Source organism: Citrobacter sp. LUTT5 (genome assembly GCF_009905315.1).
Classification (GTDB): Bacteria; Pseudomonadota; Gammaproteobacteria; order Enterobacterales; family Enterobacteriaceae; genus Citrobacter; species Citrobacter freundii.
Map to the genome: position 1 here is coordinate 3,129,110 of NZ_CP047606.1, position 23,561 is coordinate 3,152,670.

Below are 23,561 nucleotides of genomic sequence, written 5' to 3' on the forward strand. Positions count from 1 at the left end.
GCTCCTTTAATTATGCGCCATTCTTCAAAGACTCAAGATACTCCCAGCGCTCAAAGGCTTGCTCAAGTTCTTGTTCCGCTTCGTTCAAATTAGCTAACACCTGTTGCGTTTGCTCGTGAGGCTGACTGAAAAACGCGGCGTCAGCAACCTGAGCCTGTAAGGCTTCCAGCTTAGCTTCCAGTTCTTCAAGCAACGCGGGGAGCTGCTCCAGTTCGCGCTGCAGTTTATAGCTTAGTTTGCTGGTGCCGCGTTTGACAATTTCTGCTTTAGGAGCGGCTGGCTCCTCTGTTTTTTTCGCAACTGGCTGCTTAAACGCCACATACTGCGATTGCTGACTGCGCGCATCATGATAACCGCCGACATAACGACCAATTTTACCGCCGCCTTCGAAGATCCAGCATTCGGTCACGGTATTATCGACAAACTGACGGTCGTGGCTCACCAGCAGCACGGTGCCCTGGTAGCTATCAATCAATTCTTCGAGCAGTTCCAGCGTTTCGACGTCAAGATCGTTAGTTGGTTCATCGAGAATCAACAGATTGCTGGGTTTCAGGAACAAACGCGCCAATAACAGGCGATTACGTTCCCCGCCAGAGAGCGCACGTACTGGCGTCATCGCACGTTTCGGATGGAACAGGAAGTCCTGCAGGTAACCCAACACATGGCGAGGTTTACCGTTAACCATCACCTCTTGCTTACCTTCAGCCAGGTTGTCCATCACGGTTTTATCGGGATCCAGTTCGGCGCGGTGCTGATCGAAATAGGCCACTTCCAGTTTGGTACCGACGTGAATGCGTCCGCTGTCAGCCTGAAGCTGACCTAACATCAACTTCAGCAGCGTTGTTTTGCCGCAGCCGTTAGGTCCGATTAGCGCGATCTTGTCGCTACGCTGCACCTGCGCGGAGAAATCTTTCACCAGCTGCTTTCCGTCAACCTGGTAATCCACATTCTCCATTTCGAAAACAATCTTGCCTGAACGGCTAGCCTCTTCGACTTGCATCTTCGCTGTGCCCATCACTTCGCGACGTTCGCCACGCTCGCGACGCATGGCTTTCAGTGCGCGCACGCGACCTTCGTTACGCGTACGACGCGCTTTGATACCCTGACGAATCCAGACTTCTTCCTGCGCCAACTTGCGATCAAATTCCGCGTTTTGTAACTCTTCTACGCGCAACGCTTCTTCTTTATCCAGCAGATACTGATCGTAACTCCCCGGATAGGTCACCAGCTTGCCGCGGTCAAGATCGACAATACGCGTCGCCATATTGCGGATAAATGAACGGTCATGGGAAATGAAAATAATTGTCCCATTGAAAGTTTTCAGGAACCCTTCCAGCCAGTCGATGGTTTCAATATCCAGGTGGTTCGTCGGTTCATCCAACAGCAGCACGCGCGGGTTGCTCACTAACGCGCGGCCCAGCGCCGCCTTACGTAGCCAGCCGCCGGAAAGCGATGCCAGCTCCATGTCTGCTTCCAGGCCAAGCTGTTCCAGTACTTCATTAATACGGTTTTCCAGCTGCCACAGATTGTGGTGATCCAGCTGTTCCTGAACCTTCGCCAGTTCCTGGAGGTTTTTATCACTCGGATCGGCGATCACCAGATGCGAGATATCGTGATAACGCTTGAGGTAAACCGCCTGTTCTGCAATCCCTTCGGCGACAAAATCGTAGACGCTACCCTGCACGTTGCGCGGCGGATCCTGCTGCAGACGCGCCACAACCAGATCCTGCTCATAAATAATACGCCCATCGTCAAGACCCTGTTCACGGTTCAGGATCTTCATCAGCGTCGATTTGCCCGCGCCATTACGGCCAACCAGACAGACCCGCTCGTTATCTTCGATATGCAGTTCAGCATTATCAAGAAGCGGCGCATCGCTGAACGACAGCCATGCACCATGCATACTGATTAATGACATTTAATTTTCCTTTCAGGCTGCGGTAATCAGCCAGCAATTGTGGATCTGACGGTTACGGGCAAAGTCCTGGGAAAGCGTTTTTTGGGTGATTTCTTGTGCTTTCAATCCCAGTTCAGCCAAACCGTCGAGATCCATACGGAACCCACGTTTGTTGTTGGAGAACATGATCGTGCCGTCTTTACGCAGCAGACGTTTCAGATCTTTCATCAGCGCCAGATGATCGCGCTGCACATCAAACGAGTCTTCCATACGTTTTGAGTTAGAGAACGTCGGCGGATCGATGAAAATCAGATCAAACTGTTCATTGGCATCACGCAACCAGCCCAGGCAATCGGCCTGAATTAAACGGTGAGCGCGACCGCTCAGGCCGTTCAGACGCAGGTTGCGTTCCGCCCATTCCAGATAGGTACGCGACATATCAACCGTCGTGGTGCTACGCGCACCGCCCAATCCTGCATGTACGCTGGCGCTGCCGGTGTAGGAGAACAGGTTAAGGAAGTCCTTACCTTTACTCATCTGCCCCAGCATACGGCGCGCAATACGGTGATCGAGGAATAAACCCGTATCAAGGTAGTCAGTCAGGTTCACCCACAGGCGCGCGTTGTACTCGCTTACCTCAATGAATTCACCCTTCTCATTCATCTTCTGATACTGATTCTTGCCTTTCTGCCGTTCACGGGTTTTCAGCACCAGTTTATTGGGCGCGATTTCCAGTACTGACAGCGTTGCGGCAATAATGTCAAACAGGCGTTGGCGCGCTTTTTGCGCATCAACTGTCTTCGGTGGGGCATATTCCTGAACCACGACCCACTCACCGTAACGATCCACAGCAACGTTGTATTCCGGCAGATCAGCGTCATACAGGCGATAACATTCAATGCCTTCCTGACGCGCCCATTTTTCCAGTTTCTTGATGTTTTTGCGCAGGCGGTTAGCATAATCTTCCGCGACCGTGGCAGGCTTGCTGTCCGCGGTGGTCTCTGCAACGTGATAGTTTTTCTGCACACAATCCAACGGGCCGTTTTTCGCCTTGAACTGCTTGTCGGCACGTAATTGCAAGCTGCTGAGCAGATCCGGAGAGGCGCTGAACAGCGACAAATTCCAGCCGCCAAACTGGTTTTTCATCGTACGGCCCAGCAGGCTGTGCAGGGCAATCAGCGCCGGTTCGCTATCCAGACGTTCGCCGTAAGGCGGGTTACTGATAACCGTCCCATACGGTCCTTTCGGCAACGGATTGCTCAGTTTGGCGACATCTTTAACCTCAAACGTCATCAGATCGGCGATACCGGCGCGGCGAGCGTTACTGCGCGCTTTTTCGATCACGCGCGCATCGCTGTCGGATCCATAAAAATGCGAGGTATAGTCAGCCAGTCCCTTACGCGCACGCACCTGCGCTTCGGCTTTAACTTCTTGCCAGACGGCTTCGTCGTGCTGCGCCCAACCGCTGAAGCCCCAGTACCCGCGGTGCAGGCCCGGCGCGCGATCGGTTGCCCACATCGCAGCTTCAATCAGCAGTGTGCCGGAACCACACATCGGATCGAGTAACGGGGTTCCCGGCTGCCAGCCAGAACGCATAACAATAGCGGCGGCCAGCGTTTCTTTAATCGGTGCCTGACCCGCGCGATCGCGATAGCCACGCTGGTGCAAACCATCACCGCTCAGATCGAGCGCAATGCTGGCGGTATCTTTATTCAACCAGACGTTGATGCGCAGATCCGGAGATTCACGATCCACATTCGGACGCGGCATATTTTTACGGGTAAATGCATCGACAATCGCATCCTTGACCTTTAGCGCGCCGTACTGGCTGTTACGAATGGTTTCGTTCAGGCCGCTAAAATGAACGGCAAACGTAGCACCAGGGTTAAATATCTCTGTCCAGTCGATTGCCTGAACGCCGAGGTACAGATCAAGATCGCTGTAGACCTTGCACTCTCCCATCGGCAGGATAATGCGCGAGGCCAGGCGACTCCACATCAGGCTCTGGTAAACAAGCCGCGTGTCGCCCTTAAAATGGACCCCACCCTGAACGACCTGACACTCCAGCGCGCCGAGGTTTTCCAGTTCAGTTTTTAACAGCTCTTCCAGCCCGCGGGCCGTACTGGCAAACAGAGAATTCATAATGTCACTTTTACTCCGAGAAAATTGCTGCGCATTATAGCTAATATGGGCTGTTTGTCATAAAGTTGAAGGCTTATTTTCATTCGAGGGGCTGTACAGTGGTCACGTTAACCCGACTTTTTATTCATCCGGTTAAATCAATGCGCGGCATTGGGCTCACGCATGCCCTGGCCGACGTCAGCGGTCTCGCCTTTGACCGTATATTTATGATCACTGAACCTGACGGAACGTTCATAACCGCCCGCCAGTTCCCACAAATGGTCCGTTTTACGCCTTCCCCATTCCACGATGGGCTGCATCTTACGGCTCCAGACGGCAGCAGTGCGCTCGTACGATTTGCCGACTTCGCCACCCAGGATGCGCCAACTGAAGTATGGGGGAATCATTTTACCGCGCGCATTGCGCCAGTGGCTATTAACCAGTGGCTTAGCAGTTTTTTCTCCCGTGACGTGCAGTTACGCTGGGTCGGTCCGCAGCTGACGCGCCGTGTAAAACGACATGTTGATGTTCCTTTATCCTTCGCTGATGGTTATCCCTATCTGCTGGCCAACGAAGCATCCCTGCGCGATGTGCAACAGCGCTGTCCGGCAAGCGTCAAAATGGAACAGTTTCGCCCCAATCTGGTGGTTTCAGGAGCTGGTGCCTGGGAAGAAGATACCTGGAAAGTGATTCGTATTGGCGACGTCATTTTTGATGTTGCAAAACCCTGTAGCCGCTGTATTTTCACTACCGTTAGCCCGGAAAAAGGCCAGAAACATCCATCCGGCGAACCGCTCGCAACACTGCAAACCTTCCGTACTGCGGTAGATAACGGCGATGTCGATTTCGGCCAGAATCTTATCGCACGCAACAGTGGCGTTATTCGCGTCGGCGATGAGGTAGAAATTTTGGCAACCGGCCCCGCCAGAGCGTACGGCGCGGCGGAATCAGACGACACTGCACCCGAACAACAACCTGATGCCACGGTGCTTATTGACTGGCAGGGACAGACCTTTCGCGGAAATAATCAGCAGGTATTGCTTGAGCAGCTGGAAAACCAGGGTATCCGGGTTCCCTATTCATGCCGGGCAGGCATTTGCGGATGCTGTCGAATTCGACTGGTAGATGGCGAAGTTAGCCCGTTGAAGAAATCAGCGATAGGGGACGACGGAACGATTCTGTGCTGCAGCTGTATTCCCAAAACGGCAATCAGGCTGGAGAGCTAAACCGCCTGCTCAAGGCTGAAACTGTCAACTACTGCTTGCGGTTTCAGTCTGTCATTCATTATTTTAATCGCATCGCCAAGCTGCATCGTGCGCCCGGCGATAACCACACCAGGTTGCGCAAGCAGACAAAGCGCGGCGTTTTCACCCGGCTCAACCACTAACAGGTTTACCTGTTCATCGGTATCGCTTAAATCAACACAGGCAGCGTCACCCACGACCGGCGACCAGTTAATACCGTGCGCAACAAAGTGCCAGCTTTTCGGCATTTGCGGTTTGAGATAACGAATCGCCACCAGCGCATTGAGCACCAGTTCCGATTTTTGTTCTTTGGCTAAATCCAGGTAGCGACATTTTTCTTCAAAGGAAAAATAAAGCGCGGCGTCATCAACACAAAAACCTGACGGAGAAAATGCATCAGGAGTGAGCATTTTACGAGCAAAACGCGAACGGAATAACATGCCATTGGCTAAATCGAGCATCATACGATCATGCTCTTCATCATAATACCAGCGCCAGTTATCGTCGGGTTTAATTCGCATCAGTTTCTCTCCTTTCCTTAATCATCACCGTTACGACAGTATCCTTTTGCCGCTTCGTTTATTGCCCTAATAATAAAAGCTCAGAATGTTCAAATAAGCAACAGTAAAGGAATATAAAACAACCAGGGCTAGAAATAAAGCCCTGGTTTGTGATTAAGGTAGCATTCAGATATTGCTGACGATTTCTTTTATCAACGGCGGACCTTTAAAAATAAAGCCCGAATAAATCTGTACGAGGGTTGCACCAGCAGCTATTTTCTCACGTGCAGCAATCACCGAGTCGATACCACCAACACCAATAATCGGCAGCTGGCCTTTTAATTCCTGAGACAACTGGCGAATAATTTCTGTACTTTTTAATTGTAATGGTCGACCGCTCAGGCCACCCATTTGATCGCAATTTTTCATTCCTTGAACGAGAGAACGATCGAGCGTGGTGTTAGTCGCAATTACGCCATCAATATTATGACGAACTAAACTGTCAGCAACCTGGATCAGTTCTTCCACAGAAAGATCCGGCGCGATCTTTACCGCCACTGGAACATATTTATGGTGGATCGCTTGCAGATCATTTTGCTTATTTTTAATTGCCGTCAGGAGATCGTCTAGCGCCTCGCCGTATTGCAACGTACGTAATCCCGGCGTATTCGGTGAAGAGATATTAATCGCGATATAACCCGCATAAGCATAGACTTTTTCCATACAAATCAGATAGTCATCTTTGCCGTTCTCTACTGGGGTATCTTTATTCTTACCAATATTAATCCCCAGAATACCGTCAAAATGCGATTTTTTAACGTTCTCAACCAGGTTATCAACCCCGTGGTTATTAAACCCCATACGGTTGATCAAACCTTCTGCATCGACCAGACGGAACAGACGCGGTTTATCGTTACCCGGCTGAGGGCGTGGCGTCACGGTACCAATCTCAATGGAACCAAATCCCATCGCGCCGAGCGCATCAATGCACTCCCCGTCTTTATCCAGTCCGGCAGCAAGCCCGAGCGGATTCTTAAACGTTAACCCCATACAGGTAACCGGTTTTGCCGGTACTTTCTGGCGCACAAGCGCTTCAAGCGGTGTGCCGGTAATGCGACGTAATTGCTGGAATGTCAATTCATGAGCGCGCTCTGGATCGAGCTGAAAAAGGGCTTTACGAACGAAGGGGTAGTACATGAACTCTCCTGGATTCCCGGTGTGCAAACCGGGGGCGTATTATGTGCGATCGCGAGCAAAAAGGGAATTGACCTGCGGCAATAAATAGCAATCGTTTTCCTGCTTCTGCCGTTTTATTCACTTTTCAACTTTTCTATGCCGTATAAATCATTTCGATAAACAAAATCTCTCTGCCAGACTGCATAAATTGTTATCAATGTTAAGCAAAAGCAAACAATTAGTTATAAGGGGAGATTAAAATTATGCGCGTCATTACTCTGGCGGGAAGCCCACGCTTCCCCTCTCGCTCCAGCGCGTTACTGGAATATGCTCGAGAAAAACTAAACGGTCATGATGTCGAAGTCTTTCACTGGAACCTGCATAACTTTGCCCCAGAAGACCTAATCTATGCCCGTTTTGACAGTCCGGCGCTGAAGACATTTAGCGAACAATTGCAGGATGCAGACGGGCTGATTGTCGCCACGCCGGTCTATAAAGCCGCTTACTCTGGCGCCCTGAAAACCCTGCTCGATCTGCTCCCCGAGCGAGCGCTGGAAGGAAAAGTAGTTTTGCCGTTGGCTACCGGCGGCAGCGTGGCGCATTTGCTTGCCGTCGATTACGCGCTGAAACCGGTACTGAGCGCATTAAAGGCCCAGGAGATCCTGCACGGTGTGTTTGCCGATGATTCTCAGGTAATTGATTATCAACATAAACCTCAGTTTACGACCAACCTTCAGCAGCGTCTGGACAGTGCGCTCGATACCTTCTGGCTGGCGTTGCATCGTCGCGATGTCCAACTTCCTCAACTGAACACCCTGCGAGGTGCCGCCCATGCTTGATCTTCTCAAGCGTCACACGTCATGGCTGGCACTGAGTGGGTTTTTGTCGCTGTCAACTCTGGGGCATGCCGCAGAATCGGCCCCCGATGCCTTGCGTATTGGTTACCAGAAAGGAAGCGTCAGTATGGTACTGGCCAAAAGCCATCAGCTACTGGAGAAACGCTATCCGCAGACTAAAATCTCGTGGGTCGAATTCCCGGCTGGGCCGCAAATGCTGGAAGCGCTCAACATCGGCAGTATCGATCTCGGCAGCACCGGTGATATTCCGCCAATTTTCGCCCAGGCTGCCGGAGCCGATCTGGTTTACGTGGGCGTCGAGCCGCCCAAACCAAAAGCCGAAGTGATTCTGGTGCCGAAAAATAGCCCGATCCAGAGCGTCGCGCAGCTTAAAGGACATAAAGTCGCTTTCCAGAAAGGGTCCAGCGCCCACAATTTACTGCTCCGGGCGCTGCAGCAGGCCGGACTGAAATTTACCGATATTCAACCGACCTATCTGACTCCCGCCGACGCGCGAGCAGCCTTTCAGCAAGGAAACGTTGATGCATGGGCTATCTGGGACCCCTATTATTCCGCCGCGTTACTGCAAGGTGATGTACGCGTGCTAAAAGACGGCTCAGACCTCAAGCAAACCGGTTCGTTTTATCTCGCCGCCCGTCCCTATGCCGAGAAAAATGGCGCATTTGTTCTTGGCGTACTGGATACCTTTAGCCAGGCCGATGCGCTAACCCTCAGCCAGCGCCAGCACAGTATCACCCTGCTGGCCAAAACCATGGGACTGCCAGAACCGGTGATTGCGTCTTATCTGGATCACCGTCCGCCAACCACCATTGTGCCAGTCAACGCCTCTGTTGCATCCCTGCAACAACAAACCGCCGATCTGTTTTATGACAACCGTCTGGTGCCGAAAAAAATCGATATTCACCAGCGTATCTGGCAACCCACTCAGCAGGCAGGAGAAAAATTATGAGTCTGAACATGTTTTGGTTTTTACCCACCCATGGTGACGGTCATTATCTTGGAACGGAAGAGGGTTCGCGCCCTGTCGATCACGGTTATCTGCAACAAATCGCGCAAACGGCCGATCGTCTTGGGTTTACCGGCGTTCTGATCCCAACTGGTCGCTCTTGCGAAGATGCCTGGCTGGTCGCCGCCTCGATGATCCCGGTCACCCAGCGATTAAAGTTTCTGGTCGCGCTGCGTCCAAGCGTTACCTCGCCAACGGTTGCCGCACGTCAGGCTGCAACGCTCGACAGACTCTCAAATGGCCGGGCGTTATTTAACCTGGTGACCGGCAGCGATCCACAGGAGCTGGCAGGCGACGGCGTGTTCCTCGATCACACCGAGCGCTATGAAGCCTCTGCGGAATTTACTCAGGTCTGGCGGCGCTTGCTGCAAGGTGAAACGGTGGATTTCAACGGCAAACATATTCACGTTCGCGGCGCGAAGCTGTTTTTCCCTCCCGTACAACAACCCCAACCACCGCTTTATTTCGGCGGCTCGTCTGATGTCGCACAAGATCTTGCTGCAGAACAGGTTGATCTCTACCTGACCTGGGGCGAGCCGCCCGAACAGGTGAAAGCGAAGATTGAACAGGTGCGGGCCAAAGCAGCGGCGCTCGGGCGCAAGATCCGCTTCGGTATTCGTCTGCATGTGATCGTACGAGAGACAACGCACGAGGCATGGCAGGCAGCGGATCGTCTGATAGCCCATCTGGATGACGACACCATCGCCAAAGCCCAGGCCGCCTTCTCAAAAACGGATTCGGTTGGTCAGCAGCGAATGGCTGCACTGCACAACGGTAAACGCGACAAACTGGAAATTAGCCCGAACCTGTGGGCAGGGGTAGGACTGGTACGCGGTGGCGCAGGGACCGCACTGGTTGGAGACGGTCCTACGGTCGCAGCACGTATTAACGAGTATGCCGCGCTGGGCATCGACAGCTTTGTGCTGTCCGGCTATCCGCATCTGGAAGAAGCGTACAGGGTTGGTGAGCTGCTGTTCCCGCATCTGGATGTCGCGATACCAGAAATTCCGCAACCGCAGCGCCTGCAACAGCAAGGAGAAGCAGTTGCAAACGAATTCATCCCGCGCAAAGTCGCACAAAGCTAAGGAGCGGCTAATGGCAACGACGAAAAACAGATGGTTATTGCGCCTCGCGCCCTGGTTTTTACCGGTAGGTCTGGTGGCGCTCTGGCAGCTCGCATCATCAATGGGCTGGCTGTCCAACCGCATACTACCCTCTCCGGAGGGTGTTATCGAAGCCTTCTGGACGCTTTCCGCCAGCGGCGAGCTTTGGCAGCATCTGGCCATCAGTTCCTGGCGCGCGCTGATCGGATTCTCCATCGGTGGATCGATTGGCCTGACGCTGGGACTGATCAGCGGTCTTTCGCGTTGGGGAGAACGCTTGCTGGATACCTCGGTGCAGATGCTGCGTAACGTACCGCATCTGGCGCTGATCCCGCTGGTGATTTTGTGGTTCGGCATTGATGAATCCGCCAAGATCTTTCTCGTTGCGTTGGGCACGCTGTTCCCGATTTACATCAACACCTGGCATGGGATCCGTAATATCGATCGTGGGCTGGTAGAAATGGCGCGTAGCTATGGGTTGTCCGGCTTTTCACTGTTTGTTCATGTCATCCTCCCTGGCGCCCTGCCCTCAATTATGGTCGGCGTGCGTTTCGCTCTCGGGCTGATGTGGCTGACGCTTATCGTCGCAGAAACCATTTCAGCCAATGCCGGTATTGGCTACCTGGCGATGAACGCTCGCGAATTTCTGCAAACCGATGTGGTCGTGGTGGCCATTATTCTCTACGCCTTACTCGGCAAACTTGCCGACGTCAGCGCCCAATTGCTGGAGCGAGTCTGGCTGCGCTGGCACCCGGCTTACCATATAAAGGAGGCTACCGTATGAATACCGCTCGCTTGAACCAGGGTACGCCGCTGTTGCTGAGCGCCGTGACAAAACAATACGCCGCCAATACGGTGCTCAATCAGTTAGATTTGCATATACAGGCCGGGCAGTTCGTTGCCGTGGTTGGCCGCAGCGGTGGTGGTAAAAGCACGTTGCTGCGTCTGCTGGCAGGGTTGGAGTCGCCCACCTCAGGCGCATTACTTGCCGGAACCACCCCACTGGCGGAAATTCAGGATGATACGCGTATGATGTTTCAGGATGCGCGTCTGCTGCCATGGAAGACGGTTATCGATAACGTCGGTCTGGGTCTGAAAGGTCACTGGCACAATGCGGCCCGAGATGCGCTGGCCGCCGTTGGACTGGAGAATCGTGCTCAGGAGTGGCCCGCAGCGCTTTCTGGCGGACAAAAACAGCGCGTGGCCCTGGCCCGGGCATTAATTCATCGCCCTGGTCTGCTGCTGCTGGATGAACCCCTCGGCGCACTGGATGCCTTAACCCGCCTTGAAATGCAGGAGCTGATCGTCTCTTTATGGCAAGAGCACGGCTTTACCGTACTGTTGGTCACCCATGACGTCAGCGAAGCGGTAGCAATGGCCGATCGCGTTTTGCTGATTGAGGACGGAAAAATCGGGCTGGATTTAACGGTGGATATTGCACGACCTCGCCGGATTGGTTCCGTGCGTTTGACAGAACTGGAAGCCGAGGTGTTGAACCGGGTGATGCAGCGTGGCGACAATGAAGTTCAGCTACGCAAGCAAGGTTAAAAATGCCGGATGGCGCTACCGCTTATCCGGCCTACGCGTGAATGGTAGGCCGGACCCATCCGGCAATATTATCAGGCTAACGCTTTAGAGATCTTTTCGAACAGATCGCCTGACAGATTCTCCAGACCTTTCAGCTGTTCCAGCGCCGCACGCATCTTCGCCTGACGTTTTGCATCATAACGTTTTAAGCGAATCAGCGGCTCAATCAGGCGTGACGCCACCTGCGGGTTACGGCTGTTGAGCTCAGTCAGCATGTCAACCAAGAACTGATAACCGCTACCATCTTCCGCATGGAATGCTGCCGGGTTGCTGCCCGCGAAGGCACCGATCAGAGAACGGATGCGGTTTGGGTTACTCATGCTAAAAGAGCGATGCTTCAACAGGCCGCGTACCGTTTCCAGTACGTTTCTAGCCGGGCTGGTGGATTGCAGGATAAACCATTTATCCATCACCAGACCGTCATGGTGCCACTTATTGTCATACTCCTGCATCAACGCGTCACGACAAGGAAGCTGCGCAGCGACTGCCGCGGATAGCGCCGCCAGCGCATCGGTCATATTGTTCGCTTCACGGTACTGCTTGCTTACCAGCGTGTCAGCCAGATGGGTTTCGCCAAAGGCCAGGAATCGCAGGCAGGCGTTACGCAGCGTACGCTTGCCAATATCGGCATGCTCAACGCGGTACTCATCAAGATGATTAGCGTTATAGATGGCGAGGAATTCATCCGCCAGCTCGGCCGCCAACGTGCGGGTTAACGCTTCGCGTACTTCGGTTATCGCCACCGGATCAATGATGTCGAACAGTTCGGCAATTTCATTTACTGAAGGCAGCGTCAGGATCTCTGCCGCCAGCGCCGGATCGATTTTCTCATCCAGCAAAACTGCGCGGAATGCATCGGCCACGTGTACCGGCAGCGACAGCGGCTGTCCCTGCTGATGGCGGGCAACGTTGAGCTTAATGTAGGTCGCCAGCAGGCTTTGCGCCGCGTCCCAACGAGAGAAATCATTACGCGCGTGACGCATCAGGAAAGTCAGTTGCTGATCGCTCCATTTATATTCCAGTTTTACCGGCGCGGAGAATTCGCACAGCAATGCCGGAACCGGCTGGAAGTAGACGTTATCAAAGACAAACGTCTGCTCTGCCTGGGTTACGTTGAGTACGGAATTCACCGGGTGCCCGCCTTTTTGTAGCGGGATCACTTTCCCTTCGTTGTCATACAACTCGAGAGCGAAAGGAATATGCAACGGCTGTTTTTCGGCCTGATCCGGCGTGGCCGGCGTGCGCTGGCTAATGGTCAGCGTGTACTGTTCAGTTGATGGGTTATAGTCATCACGCACGGTCAGAATCGGCGTACCGGACTGACTGTACCAGCGGCGGAAATGGGAGAGATCAACGTTAGACGCATCTTCCATCGCCTGCACAAAATCATCACAGGTTGCAGCGCTACCGTCGTGACGCTCAAAGTACAGCTGCATCCCTTTCTGGAAGTTAGCCTCACCCAGCAGGGTGTGGATCATGCGAATCACTTCCGCCCCCTTCTCGTACACGGTAAGGGTATAGAAGTTGTTCATTTCGATGACCATATCCGGGCGGATAGGATGCGCCATCGGGCTGGCGTCCTCAGCAAACTGCAGGCCGCGCATGGTACGCACATTGCTGATGCGGTTTACCGCACGTGAGCCGAGATCGGAACTGAACTCCTGATCGCGGAACACAGTTAAACCCTCTTTCAGGCTCAACTGGAACCAGTCGCGACAGGTCACGCGGTTGCCGGTCCAGTTATGGAAATATTCGTGACCGATGACGCGCTCAATATCGAGGTAATCTTTGTCGGTGGCGGTATCGGTACGCGCCAGCACGTATTTGGAGTTAAAGATGTTCAGACCTTTATTCTCCATCGCGCCCATGTTGAAGAAATCCACAGCGACAATCATATAGATGTCGAGGTCATACTCGAGGCCAAAGCGCTCTTCATCCCATTTCATGGAGTTTTTCAGCGAGGTCATCGCCCATGGCGCGCGGTCCAGGTTACCGCGATCGACGTACAGTTCCAGTGCCACTTCACGCCCTGAGCGGGTAGTAAAAGTATCGCGCAGGACGTCAAAATCACCGGCCACCAGCGCAAATAAATAGCACGGTTTCGGGAATGGATCCTGCCACTGAACCCAGTGGCGACCATTTTCCAGTTCACCCTGCGCCACGCGGTTACCGTTGGAGAGCAGGAACGGATATTGCGTTTTATCGGCGATTATTTTGGTAGTAAAACGCGCCAGCACGTCCGGGCGATCAAGATACCAGGTAATATGGCGGAAACCTTCTGCTTCGCACTGGGTACACAGCGCATCGCCTGACTTGTACAGCCCTTCCAGCGCGGTATTCGCCGCTGGGCTAATTTCATTCACGATACGCAGCGTAAAACGTTCCGGCAGTTGATTGATGACCAGAGCGCCCTCTTCTTCTTTATACTCTGTCCACAGTTCGTCGTTTACGTGGATCGACACCAGGGTCAGATCTTCGCCATTCAGGCGCAGGGGCGCGTCGGACGCGCCATGACGGACAGCCTGGCTCACTGCGGTGACCACGGTTTTTTCAGCATCCAGGTCAAAGGTCAAATCAATATCAGTAATCTGGTAATCCGGCGCACGATAGTCGTGACGGTATTTGGCTTGTGGCTGTTGTGTCATAAAAAAACCTTTAGCATCTTTAATAGAGTCTCGGCTTCAGTCTATTCCTGTTGCGTAAATCGCGCTACGCAGAATGTTCATCTTTTCAGGCACAAACACCCTTTTTGCTACATTTTTATAACACGTGGCACGAATTGCCCTCGACCAGAAAGAGAGCTTATGGTGTGATCGGGGTTCAATAAATCGCTAAACAGGGTATACTCCAGCGGTTTTCTTAGTTGTTTATTGTACTAAACGCTCCCGTGAGAGGATGCTACTGCGCACCTATGACACAATTCGCTTCTCCTGTTCTGCACTCGCTGCTGGATACAGACGCTTATAAGTTGCATATGCAGCAAGCCGTTTTTCACCACTACTATGACGTACAAGTAGCGGCTGAATTTCGTTGCCGTGGCGATGACCTGCTCGGTATTTATGCCGACTCTATTCGTGAGCAGGTGAATGCTATGCAGCACCTGCGACTGCAGGAGGATGAGTACCAGTGGCTCTCCGGCCTGCCTTTCTTTAAAGCTGATTACCTCACCTGGTTACGTGATTTCCGCTATAACCCGGAACAGGTTTGCGTCACCAATGATAACGGTAAGCTAAACATCCGCTTAACCGGTCCGTGGCGTGAAGTGATCATGTGGGAAGTCCCGCTGTTAGCGGTGATTAGCGAACTGGTACACCGTTACCGCTCACCTGAATCAGGCGTCCCGCAGGCACTCGATGAGCTGGAAAGCAAACTAGTAGAATTCTCTGCTTTAACGAAAGATGTCGATATGTCCCGCTTCCATTTGATGGATTTCGGTACGCGTCGTCGTTTTTCGCGCGAAGTACAGCAGGCTATCGTTAAACGCCTGCAGCAAGAGCCCTGGTTTGTCGGCACCAGTAACTACGATCTGGCCCGCCGTCTGTCATTAACCCCAATGGGTACGCAGGCGCATGAGTGGTTCCAGGCTCATCAGCAAATCAGTCCTGAACTTGCCACCAGCCAACGTGTAGCCCTGGCCGCCTGGTTAAATGAGTATCCTGATCAACTCGGCATTGCATTGACCGATTGCATCACCATGGACGCATTTTTACGCGACTTTGGCGTTGAGTTTGCGACCCGCTACCAGGGATTACGCCATGACTCAGGCGATCCGGTGGAATGGGGTGAAAAAGCCATCGCCCATTATGAAAAACTGGGTATTGATCCGCTGAGCAAAACGCTGGTCTTTTCAGATAACCTCGATCTGAAAAAAGCGATTGAACTCTACCGCCACTTCTCTTCCCGCGTACAGTTGAGTTTTGGTATTGGGACACGGCTAACATGCGACATTCCACAGGTTAAGCCGCTTAATATCGTAATTAAGCTGGTGGAATGTAACGGCAAACCAGTGGCGAAGTTATCTGACAGCCCGGGTAAAACCATCTGCCACGATAAAGCATTTGTTCGTGCACTGCGCAAAGCCTTCGATCTCCCGCATATTAAAAAAGCCAGTTAATCCTTCCAGGGAGCCATTTTGGCTCCCTTATTCGCGTTTATTTCCGAAATCTTTCACTCCAGCTACGAATTCTGCTTGTCTGATTGCAGATGCCAGGTAACATAGGTATCCCCCCCATTATGGGTGGACATGTGTTTATATATCCGACTATTAACAGAGAGAATATTATGAGCGTTGTGCCTGTAGCCGACGTACTCCAGGGCCGCGTAGCCGTTGACAGCGAAGTCACCGTGCGCGGATGGGTGCGTACCCGCCGAGATTCAAAAGCTGGCATCTCCTTCCTCGCCGTTTATGACGGTTCCTGCTTTGATCCTGTACAGGCCGTCATCAATAATTCTCTGCCCAATTACAATCAGGACGTACTGCGCCTGACGACGGGTTGTTCAGTTATCGTAACGGGTAAAGTCGTTGCATCACCTGGACAAGGACAGAGCTTTGAAATTCAGGCCACTGAAGTTGAAGTCGCGGGCTGGGTTGAAGATCCTGATACCTACCCAATGGCGGCTAAGCGTCACAGCATCGAGTATCTGCGTGAAGTGGCGCATATGCGTCCGCGCACCAATATGATTGGTGCGGTAGCACGCGTACGTCATACGCTGGCGCAAGCGCTGCATCGCTTCTTCCACGAGCAGGGTTTCTTTTGGGTATCGACTCCGCTGATCACCGCTTCCGATACGGAAGGTGCCGGTGAAATGTTCCGTGTTTCTACCCTGGATCTGGAAAACCTGCCGCGTAACGATCAGGGTAAAGTCGATTTCGATAAAGACTTCTTTGGTAAGGAAGCGTTCCTGACCGTTTCCGGTCAGTTGAACGGTGAAACCTACGCCTGCGCTCTGTCCAAAATTTATACCTTTGGCCCGACGTTCCGTGCAGAAAACTCTAACACCAGTCGTCACCTGGCAGAGTTCTGGATGCTGGAACCAGAAGTGGCGTTCGCTGACCTGAACGATGTTGCAGGCCTGGCTGAAGCGATGCTGAAATACGCGTTCAAAGCCGTACTGGCAGAGCGTGCGGATGATATGAAATTCTTCGCTGAACGTGTCGACAAGGACGCGATTTCACGCCTGGAACGTTTCATTGACGCTGACTTCGCGCAGGTGGATTACACCGACGCGGTAAGCATTCTGGAAAAATGCGGCAAACAGTTTGAAAACCCGGTTTACTGGGGTGTGGATCTGTCTTCCGAGCATGAACGTTATCTTGCTGAAGAGCACTTTAAAGCGCCGGTGGTGGTGAAAAACTACCCGAAAGATATCAAAGCGTTTTATATGCGCCTTAACGAAGACGGTAAAACCGTTGCTGCAATGGACGTTCTGGCTCCAGGAATCGGCGAAATCATCGGTGGTTCTCAGCGTGAAGAGCGTCTGGACGTGCTGGATGCCCGTATGCTGGAAATGGGTCTGAACAAAGAGGATTACTGGTGGTATCGCGACCTGCGTCGCTACGGTACCGTTCCGCATTCCGGCTTCGGATTGGGCTTCGAGCGTCTGATCGCTTACGTCACCGGCGTGCAAAACGTCCGTGATGTTATTCCGTTCCCGCGTACTCCGCGTAACGCCACCTTCTAAACGTGCGTTATTGTTTCAAAGGCCAGCATTGCTGGCCTTTTTTATACCCTTTTCATGTTATCTGGATACCCATCTCACGTTAAACACAACCATTCAATCCCCTCCACCTGTTACGTAATATTTCATCGCAATACACTTGCACAAAAAATAACCAGTAATTTTATTGTGGATTAGCATTTTCTGATTAAATAGTACATTTTTTAGTCTTTCGCACGGCACTCCAGACGTCCAAAAATCGTTATCTGTAAAATCCAAACTTTCCGGTATTACGGAGAAAAAATAACCTTAGTAAAATTAAATATAAGAAAATCATATAAATAGAAATAAAAACGAGAATTTTCAGCTCAGGGGTATCCGAAGTTTGACGCTGTTCACAAAGTTGCACAAAAATAACATTTTGTTACACATTTTTTCTTTTTGAAACCAAATCTTTATATTTGTAGCACTTTGACGGTAGCGAAACGGTAGTTTGAATGGAAAGATGCCTGTCAGACACATAAAGACACCAAACTCTCATCAATAGTTCCGTAAATTTTCATTGACGGAATTTATTGGCGGCAGTGGCAGGTGTCATATAAAAACCGATGAGGGTAATAAATAATGATGAAGCGCAATATTCTGGCAGTGGTTATCCCTGCTCTGCTGGTAGCCGGGGCAGCTAACGCTGCAGAAGTTTACAACAAAGATGGTAACAAGCTGGATATCTACGGTAAAACCGTTGGTCTGCATTATTTTTCTGACAGCGCTGCTGACGATGGCGATCAGACTTATGCTCGTCTTGGTTTCAAAGGGGAAACTCAGATTAACTCCGAGCTGTCCGGTTACGGTCAGTGGGAATACAACTTTGCCGGTAACAACTCTGAAGGCGGCAGTGACGCTCAGAACGGCAACAAAACCCGTCTGGCATTTGCTGGTCTGAAATATGCCGATCTGGGTTCTTTCGACTACGGTCGTAACTACGGTATCGTTTACGATGCTCTGGGTTACACCGATATGCTGCCAGAATTTGGTGGTGATACCGCATACAGCGACAACTTCTTCGTTGGTCGTGTTGGTGGTGTTGCAACCTACCGTAACTCCAACTTCTTCGGTCTGGTTGACGGTCTGAACTTCGGTATCCAGTATCTGGGTAAAAACGAACGTGATGGCAATACCGGTCGCTCTAACGGCGACGGCGTTGGCGGTTCTGTAAGCTACGAAATGGATGGTTTCGGTATCGTGGGTGCTTACGGCGCAGCTGACCGCACCAACGCGCAGGAAAACTCTTTCTACGGCAATGGCGGTAAAAAAGCTGAGCAGTGGGCGACCGGCGTGAAATACGATGCTAACAACATCTACCTGGCAGCGAACTACGGTGAAACCCGTAACGCGACCCGCATCTCAGGTGCTGGTAACAGCGGTTTTGCGAACAAAACTGAAGACGTATTCGTCGTTGCTCAGTACCAGTTCGATTTCGGCCTGCGTCCGTCCCTCTCCTACAACAAGTCTAAAGCGAAAGACGTAGAAGGTATCGGTGATGTGGATCTGGTCGATTACTTCGAAGTAGGCGCAACCTACTACTTCAACAAAAACATGTCCACCTATGTTGACTACAAGATTAACCAAATCGATTCTGACAACAAACTGGGCGTGAACTCTGACGACATCGTTGCAGTTGGTATCGTTTACCAGTTCTAATAGCAGACCTCTTTGTTAAATGCCTTAAAAACAGGACTTCGGTCCTGTTTTTTTATATCTGCCAGCGGATTCTTGCGTCTTAAAAAAACACCTCAGCTTTTCGTCAGTAACGGTTGGCATTTTGTAAATCTACCGTTAACCTGATAGCGGACTTCCCTTCTGTAATCACTATGGAACCTCGTCATGTTTGAGAACATTACCGCCGCTCCTGCCGACCCCATTTTGGGTCTGGCTGATTTGTTTCGTGCCGATGACCGCCCTGGAAAAATAAACCTCGGGATCGGTGTATATAAAGATGAGACAGGCAAAACGCCGGTGCTGACCAGCGTTAAAAAAGCCGAGCAATATATACTGGAAAATGAAACCACCAAAAACTATCTTGGCATTGACGGTATTCCAGAGTTTGGTCGTTGTACTCAGGAATTACTGTTTGGTAAAACGAGTTCGCTTATCAACGATAAACGCGCACGTACAGCACAGACCCCTGGTGGCACTGGCGCACTTCGCGTGGCAGCTGATTTTCTCGCAAGAAATACGTCGGCTAAACGCGTATGGGTGAGCAACCCAAGCTGGCCGAACCATAAGAGCGTCTTTAACTCTGCCGGTCTGGAAGTTCGTGAATACAACTATTACGATGCGGCGAACCACTCATTAGACTTTGATGCGCTGCTGGCCAGCCTCAGCGAAGCTCAGGCTGGCGATGTGGTACTGTTCCACGGCTGCTGTCATAACCCAACCGGTATCGATCCTACGCTTGAGCAGTGGCAAACGCTGGCTCAGCTTTCTGTCGAGAAAGGATGGTTGCCGCTGTTTGACTTCGCATACCAGGGCTTTGCCCGCGGTCTGGAAGAAGATGCAGAAGGTCTGCGCGCATTCGCCGCGCTGCACAAAGAGCTGATCGTTGCCAGTTCCTACTCCAAGAACTTTGGTCTGTACAATGAGCGCGTGGGTGCCTGTACGCTGGTTGCTGCTGATGCTGAAACCGTCGACCGTGCGTTTAGTCAGATGAAATCAGCCATTCGCGCTAACTATTCCAACCCGCCAGCACACGGCGCATCCGTAGTTGCCACGATTCTGAGCAATGAAGCGCTGCGTGCCATCTGGGAACAGGAACTGACCGATATGCGCCAACGCATTCAACGCATGCGTTTACTGTTCGTGAATACGCTGCAGGAGAAAGGTGCGAACCGCGACTTCAGCTTTATCATCAAACAGAACGGCATGTTCTCATTCAGCGGCCTGACAAAAGAGCAGGTTCTGCGTCTGCGTGAAGAGTTTGGTGTCTACGCTGTCGCTTCCGGACGTGTAAACGTAGCTGGAATGACGCCAGATAACATGGCACCGCTGTGCGAAGCGATTGTCGCAGTACTGTAATCTATCGCGTACAAAAAAGGCCGCAATAGCGGCCTTTTTATTTATCTGCGGTATTACCAGACAGGCATTTCGTCCTGCAGGAACGGGTTATGAAGCCGTTCGTTACCCAGCGTAGAAAGTGGGCCGTGACCCGGAATAAACGTCACGTCATCGCCCAGCGGCAACAGTTTACGTTTAATCGAATCGATCAGTTGGCTGTGATCTCCGCGCGGAAAATCGCTGCGCCCTACGCCACCTTTGAAAATCACGTCACCCGAAATCAGTAACTTTGATTGCTCATCAAAGAAGACCACATGTCCCGGTGTATGACCCGGACAATGCAACACCTGCAACGTCACGTTGCCAACGCTGACCCGATCACCTTCGTTCAGCCAGCGATCGGGCGTCAGCGGCTCACAATCGCCCAGGCCAAACATGCGGCTCTGCGCAGGGAGCCCCTGTAGCCAGAACTCATCTTCTTTTTCCGGACCAATAACCGGTACACCATAATGCTGTGCCAGTTCAGCTGCCGCCCCAACATGATCAAGATGACCGTGAGTAAGCAGGATCTGCATTAGCGTCAGACCGCTGGCATCCACTTCCTGTTTGATTTTCTCGGCATCGCCGCCGGGATCGACCAACGCGGCCAGACGAGTCTGCTCACACCAGATTAGCGAGCAGTTCTGGGCGAATGCAGTGACCGGAATAATACGATAGTTCATACAGCTCCTGTTTCATTAAGCTTATGGATCACCAGTGCCGTGCAGGGCCGGTGTCAATATGCACAAAGTTACTGCTGGGGTAGTATCCTACACCACCTGCGCGCATAGATAACGCAGCTTTGCGAATATTACTTAATGCGATGCCTTCAATATGGAAATCCATGGCCTGCCCTTTGGTGTGGTAGCTTTTCTTGGCCACACCGCGACTGCGCGCACGTAGTTCATTATTGGTATCGACGGAACGATAACCGGAGATCAGCTGTACGGGTTTACGCGTACCCAGCAGGCCCTGCAGACGGAAGAGTTGATCAAACAGTCCGGGGTCAATGGATTTCACTTTATTGGCCCGAAAATCACGGAAAAAGTGGTTAAGTTTTGCTAATTCGTCCTGAATATAGCCCCTGCCATCAAAAAACTCTGCTTTTATTGACTCACCGGTATGCAGGTTATTCAGAGTCAATATACGCGGACGTGGGGTAGAGAGTGTTGCAAACGCAGGCGTAGGCAGGATGGCAGCGCCGAGGGCAATACCACCAAGCGCCAGCAGTTTGCGGCGATTAGCGTCAAATTTGTCCATGGTATTAAGGTCTACAAGGTCAATGTTATCGTATGTATGCTCTAGCGCACGCGGGAAACCTTATCTGGCTAAGTAGTCCACGTCAAGGCTCCCAACCCCAGGAAATACGGGGCTCACAGCCATTTTGCCCCGTTTCCAGCATAACTTACGACAATCATTTTCCTCGAACTGCTTCATTTATCTGATTAATTGCTCGGCTTTTGACACAATTTGTGCGCTGGATCGCGCTGTCAGATCGTAATTGTAAATATCTGTACGATACTGCGTACGACCATCCGGGCCAACAAATGCGGTCAGATAGTAGAGGTTGACCGGAATATTCTGGCGAATATTCACGTACCGCGTATCCCCTTGCTTCAGGGCATCCGAGATGCGGGTATCATTCCAACCCGCGTCCTGTAGCAGCATATTCGCCAGCTCAGATGCCTTATTCACACGCACACAGCCGGAACTTAACGCCCGCGTATCTTTCTGGAACAGATTGTGGTTCGGCGTATCGTGCAGATAAATAGCGTCCGAACTCGGCATATTGAATTTATAGCGTCCGAGCGAGTTACGTGCGCCCGGAGCCTGCTGAAAGCGGAACGGCAGATTGGACGCAGTGATGGTGGCCCAGTCAACCTGCCACGGATCTATCGTCTCTTTACTGTTCCAGCCGCGCATTACGGTATAGCCGTGACGTTCAAGATATCCCGGATCATTCCATAACTTAGGCAGAATATCTTTTCGGGCCAGCGTCGGTGGAACGTTCCACGGTGGGTTAACGACCACGTTATTCAGCGCACTACTCATCATCGGCGTTTTGCGATCTGGACGCCCGACAATAACGCGCGAGGCCAGCACCTGATTGCCATTCTGATAATAAACCAGCGAATAGGCAGGAATGTTCACCATGATACCGGTAGACAGCTCACTCGGCAGCAGGCGCAAGCGCTGAATATTTAACGCCAGCACGCCCGCACGCTGAGCAGGCGTTACGTTCAGCCAGTCACGCGTGGCAGGGCCAATCGCGCCATCAGCCCCAAGCCCTTGCCACGTCTGAAAACGCTTTACTGCATCGACAAGTTCACGATCGTAAGCGCTACGTCCTTCTTTAGCAGATGTACTGACGGTGGACTCCAGCATTCCCGTACGACGCAAAATTTCACGCAGCGCAGGGATGTCATTACTCCACTCCCCCGGACGTAGCGTCGCGGTACCGGTTAGCTGCGGCCAGGGACGTGTATCACCTACCAGCTTGAGCAGCGATTCATGCATTGCGGCGTACTGCGGATGCTGCGGTGCCAGGCTGGCAACAAACGAAGTTAGTTGACCGTTATCCAGTGCGACCTGCCACTGGTTGATGACAGAAATCGGCGGCGTTGTTAGCGCATAGGGCTTACCGCTGTAAAGCCAGCGATTACCTTTGACAGGGATATTAGCGATAAAGTGCAGATACCCCATCATCGCATCCGAGAGCACAATGTCTCTCGCCTGACCGGTTACTGCCGGATCAGTCAGAAGTGCAACCCAGGTAGTAAACTGCGGCTGAAAGCCAGCAATCGCGACCTCGGCCAACTGTTGTTGAAAGGCCTTTACCGCATCACGATTTTCCCACATCGGCTTCATTTCACGTGCGGCATACAGCAATTCCAGTTGGCTCATATACACTGGCGTGAAGCCCGCTGGAAGTTGAGATTGTAATTCGGCGCGGGCTTGATCAACTGACACGCCCTGCGGTAACGGTTGAATCCCCGCCATAATAGCCGTCGCGGAAGATTGTACCTGCGGCTGCGATAATGCTGTTGGCTGTTCACTGACGCTCGCGGAGCTATCGCCAGGGATCATTTCAGGCTCATCGGCCTGCGCATTGAACAGTGGAGCGAATGTTACGGCCAGGCACAAACTGATTGCCGACAGCCGACGACCACACATTTTATTAAGCAACATCCCTTGCCCCCTGTTTTCTTTATCATACTCTATAGCCAGGCACCATAAATCGGGTGTGCAACGCCTGTAGACGCCAATACAACTGAAGTATGACGAGTAAGCCTGCATACCCGTCAGGCTTATCTTCAGT

At 52.0% G+C, this 23,561-nt stretch carries 18 protein-coding genes; 10 read left to right on the forward strand and 8 right to left on the reverse strand.

From position 1 onward, the window contains the following. Positions 1 to 10: 10 nt before the first annotated feature. Both GUC46_RS15230 and rlmKL read right to left on the reverse strand, forming a co-directional pair. The gene (locus GUC46_RS15230) at positions 11 to 1,918 is read right to left on the reverse strand and encodes an ABC transporter ATP-binding protein (RefSeq protein ID WP_003836846.1); all 1,908 of its coding nucleotides are present in this window, start codon (positions 1,916 to 1,918) and stop codon (positions 11 to 13) included. A 12-nt stretch (positions 1,919 to 1,930) separates the two neighbouring features. Then, a complete protein-coding gene (gene rlmKL, locus GUC46_RS15235; RefSeq protein WP_003836848.1) occupies positions 1,931 to 4,039 on the reverse strand; it encodes a bifunctional 23S rRNA (guanine(2069)-N(7))-methyltransferase RlmK/23S rRNA (guanine(2445)-N(2))-methyltransferase RlmL in 2,109 nt (702 codons plus the stop codon). 98 nt (positions 4,040 to 4,137) lie between these two features. Here rlmKL and GUC46_RS15240 point away from each other — a divergent pair, with 98 nt between their 5' ends. Next, positions 4,138 to 5,244 carry a YcbX family protein gene (locus tag GUC46_RS15240; protein WP_044700763.1) on the forward strand — a complete coding sequence of 369 codons (1,107 nt, stop codon included), beginning with the start codon at positions 4,138 to 4,140 and terminating at the stop codon, positions 5,242 to 5,244. On the opposite strand, the gene zapC is transcribed toward GUC46_RS15240, so the two are convergent. Together zapC and pyrD are read right to left on the reverse strand one after the other, a co-directional pair. After that, positions 5,241 to 5,783 carry a cell division protein ZapC gene (gene zapC, locus GUC46_RS15245; RefSeq protein WP_130714820.1) on the reverse strand — a complete coding sequence of 181 codons (543 nt, stop codon included), beginning with the start codon at positions 5,781 to 5,783 and terminating at the stop codon, positions 5,241 to 5,243. The two genes, GUC46_RS15240 and zapC, sit on opposite strands and share 4 nt — an antisense overlap. Before the next feature lie 165 nt (positions 5,784 to 5,948). Next, positions 5,949 to 6,959, reverse strand: coding sequence for a quinone-dependent dihydroorotate dehydrogenase (gene pyrD / locus GUC46_RS15250; RefSeq protein ID WP_003831973.1), 1,011 nt, complete (start codon positions 6,957 to 6,959; stop codon positions 5,949 to 5,951). A 242-nt stretch (positions 6,960 to 7,201) separates the two neighbouring features. Between pyrD and ssuE the strand changes: the two genes are divergently transcribed. The 5 genes from ssuE to ssuB are packed head-to-tail and all read left to right on the forward strand — an operon-like array spanning position 7,202 to position 11,452. Continuing rightward, positions 7,202 to 7,777: an NADPH-dependent FMN reductase gene (ssuE, locus tag GUC46_RS15255; protein ID WP_049001115.1), complete on the forward strand. Its 576-nt coding sequence runs from the start codon at positions 7,202 to 7,204 to the stop codon at positions 7,775 to 7,777. After that, positions 7,770 to 8,744, forward strand: coding sequence for a sulfonate ABC transporter substrate-binding protein (locus GUC46_RS15260; protein WP_130714821.1), 975 nt, complete (start codon positions 7,770 to 7,772; stop codon positions 8,742 to 8,744). The genes ssuE and GUC46_RS15260 overlap by 8 nt, the downstream gene beginning before the upstream one ends. Next, a complete protein-coding gene (gene ssuD / locus GUC46_RS15265) occupies positions 8,741 to 9,886 on the forward strand; it encodes an FMNH2-dependent alkanesulfonate monooxygenase (protein ID WP_044701566.1) in 1,146 nt (381 codons plus the stop codon). Before GUC46_RS15260 ends, ssuD begins: the two co-directional genes overlap by 4 nt. A gap of 10 nt (positions 9,887 to 9,896) precedes the next feature. Then, complete coding sequence (gene ssuC / locus GUC46_RS15270; protein ID WP_003035843.1) at positions 9,897 to 10,688, forward strand: aliphatic sulfonate ABC transporter permease SsuC; 792 nt, start codon at positions 9,897 to 9,899, stop codon at positions 10,686 to 10,688. After that, positions 10,685 to 11,452, forward strand: a complete 768-nt coding sequence (ssuB, locus tag GUC46_RS15275) for an aliphatic sulfonates ABC transporter ATP-binding protein (protein WP_003035840.1) — start codon at positions 10,685 to 10,687, stop codon at positions 11,450 to 11,452. Before ssuC ends, ssuB begins: the two co-directional genes overlap by 4 nt. A 71-nt stretch (positions 11,453 to 11,523) precedes the next feature. Here the strand turns inward: ssuB and pepN are convergent, their stop codons facing one another. After that, on the reverse strand, positions 11,524 to 14,136 hold the full coding sequence (gene pepN, locus GUC46_RS15280) for an aminopeptidase N (RefSeq protein WP_048233402.1): 2,613 nt from the start codon (positions 14,134 to 14,136) through the stop codon (positions 11,524 to 11,526). Positions 14,137 to 14,402: 266 nt separating this feature from the next. Here pepN and pncB point away from each other — a divergent pair, with 266 nt between their 5' ends. From pncB to aspC, 4 genes are all read left to right on the forward strand, one after another. Beyond that, positions 14,403 to 15,605, forward strand: a complete 1,203-nt coding sequence (pncB, locus tag GUC46_RS15285; protein WP_003836860.1) for a nicotinate phosphoribosyltransferase — start codon at positions 14,403 to 14,405, stop codon at positions 15,603 to 15,605. A gap of 167 nt (positions 15,606 to 15,772) precedes the next feature. After that, positions 15,773 to 17,173 (forward strand): asparagine--tRNA ligase, encoded by a 1,401-nt coding sequence (gene asnS / locus GUC46_RS15290; RefSeq protein ID WP_003035832.1) that lies wholly within the window; start codon positions 15,773 to 15,775, stop codon positions 17,171 to 17,173. A gap of 600 nt (positions 17,174 to 17,773) precedes the next feature. Next, a complete protein-coding gene (ompF, locus tag GUC46_RS15295; protein WP_016149871.1) occupies positions 17,774 to 18,850 on the forward strand; it encodes a porin OmpF in 1,077 nt (358 codons plus the stop codon). Between the two features lie 183 nt (positions 18,851 to 19,033). Continuing rightward, positions 19,034 to 20,224, forward strand: coding sequence for an aspartate transaminase (aspC, locus tag GUC46_RS15300; protein WP_044712521.1), 1,191 nt, complete (start codon positions 19,034 to 19,036; stop codon positions 20,222 to 20,224). Positions 20,225 to 20,277: 53 nt separating this feature from the next. Here aspC and GUC46_RS15305 read toward each other — a convergent pair whose 3' ends face one another. The 3 genes from GUC46_RS15305 to ldtD all read right to left on the reverse strand — a co-directional run bounded on the left by GUC46_RS15305 (position 20,278) and on the right by ldtD (position 23,431). Then, positions 20,278 to 20,925 (reverse strand): MBL fold metallo-hydrolase, encoded by a 648-nt coding sequence (locus tag GUC46_RS15305; protein ID WP_003035823.1) that lies wholly within the window; start codon positions 20,923 to 20,925, stop codon positions 20,278 to 20,280. A gap of 28 nt (positions 20,926 to 20,953) precedes the next feature. Continuing rightward, a complete protein-coding gene (locus tag GUC46_RS15310; protein WP_003035820.1) occupies positions 20,954 to 21,502 on the reverse strand; it encodes a YcbK family protein in 549 nt (182 codons plus the stop codon). A 177-nt stretch (positions 21,503 to 21,679) separates the two neighbouring features. Beyond that, positions 21,680 to 23,431, reverse strand: coding sequence for a L,D-transpeptidase (gene ldtD / locus GUC46_RS15315; protein WP_003836872.1), 1,752 nt, complete (start codon positions 23,429 to 23,431; stop codon positions 21,680 to 21,682). Between the last annotated feature and the right edge of the window lie 130 nt (positions 23,432 to 23,561).

Bases quoted from the DNA above. Each gene is read 5' to 3' on its own strand.
- aspC (WP_044712521.1), top strand. From the start codon at position 19,034: ATGTTTGAGAACATTACCGCCGCTCCTGCCGACCCCATTTTGGGTCTG.
- ldtD (WP_003836872.1), bottom strand. From the start codon at position 23,431: ATGTTGCTTAATAAAATGTGTGGTCGTCGGCTGTCGGCAATCAGTTTG.
- pyrD (WP_003831973.1), bottom strand. From the start codon at position 6,959: ATGTACTACCCCTTCGTTCGTAAAGCCCTTTTTCAGCTCGATCCAGAG.
- ssuB (WP_003035840.1), top strand. From the start codon at position 10,685: ATGAATACCGCTCGCTTGAACCAGGGTACGCCGCTGTTGCTGAGCGCC.
- ssuE (WP_049001115.1), top strand. From the start codon at position 7,202: ATGCGCGTCATTACTCTGGCGGGAAGCCCACGCTTCCCCTCTCGCTCC.
- ssuD (WP_044701566.1), top strand. From the start codon at position 8,741: ATGAGTCTGAACATGTTTTGGTTTTTACCCACCCATGGTGACGGTCAT.
- rlmKL (WP_003836848.1), bottom strand. From the start codon at position 4,039: ATGAATTCTCTGTTTGCCAGTACGGCCCGCGGGCTGGAAGAGCTGTTA.
- ssuC (WP_003035843.1), top strand. From the start codon at position 9,897: ATGGCAACGACGAAAAACAGATGGTTATTGCGCCTCGCGCCCTGGTTT.
- pepN (WP_048233402.1), bottom strand. From the start codon at position 14,136: ATGACACAACAGCCACAAGCCAAATACCGTCACGACTATCGTGCGCCG.
- asnS (WP_003035832.1), top strand. From the start codon at position 15,773: ATGAGCGTTGTGCCTGTAGCCGACGTACTCCAGGGCCGCGTAGCCGTT.
- GUC46_RS15230 (WP_003836846.1), bottom strand. From the start codon at position 1,918: ATGTCATTAATCAGTATGCATGGTGCATGGCTGTCGTTCAGCGATGCG.
- GUC46_RS15260 (WP_130714821.1), top strand. From the start codon at position 7,770: ATGCTTGATCTTCTCAAGCGTCACACGTCATGGCTGGCACTGAGTGGG.
- pncB (WP_003836860.1), top strand. From the start codon at position 14,403: ATGACACAATTCGCTTCTCCTGTTCTGCACTCGCTGCTGGATACAGAC.
- zapC (WP_130714820.1), bottom strand. From the start codon at position 5,783: ATGCGAATTAAACCCGACGATAACTGGCGCTGGTATTATGATGAAGAG.
- ompF (WP_016149871.1), top strand. From the start codon at position 17,774: ATGATGAAGCGCAATATTCTGGCAGTGGTTATCCCTGCTCTGCTGGTA.
- GUC46_RS15310 (WP_003035820.1), bottom strand. From the start codon at position 21,502: ATGGACAAATTTGACGCTAATCGCCGCAAACTGCTGGCGCTTGGTGGT.
- GUC46_RS15305 (WP_003035823.1), bottom strand. From the start codon at position 20,925: ATGAACTATCGTATTATTCCGGTCACTGCATTCGCCCAGAACTGCTCG.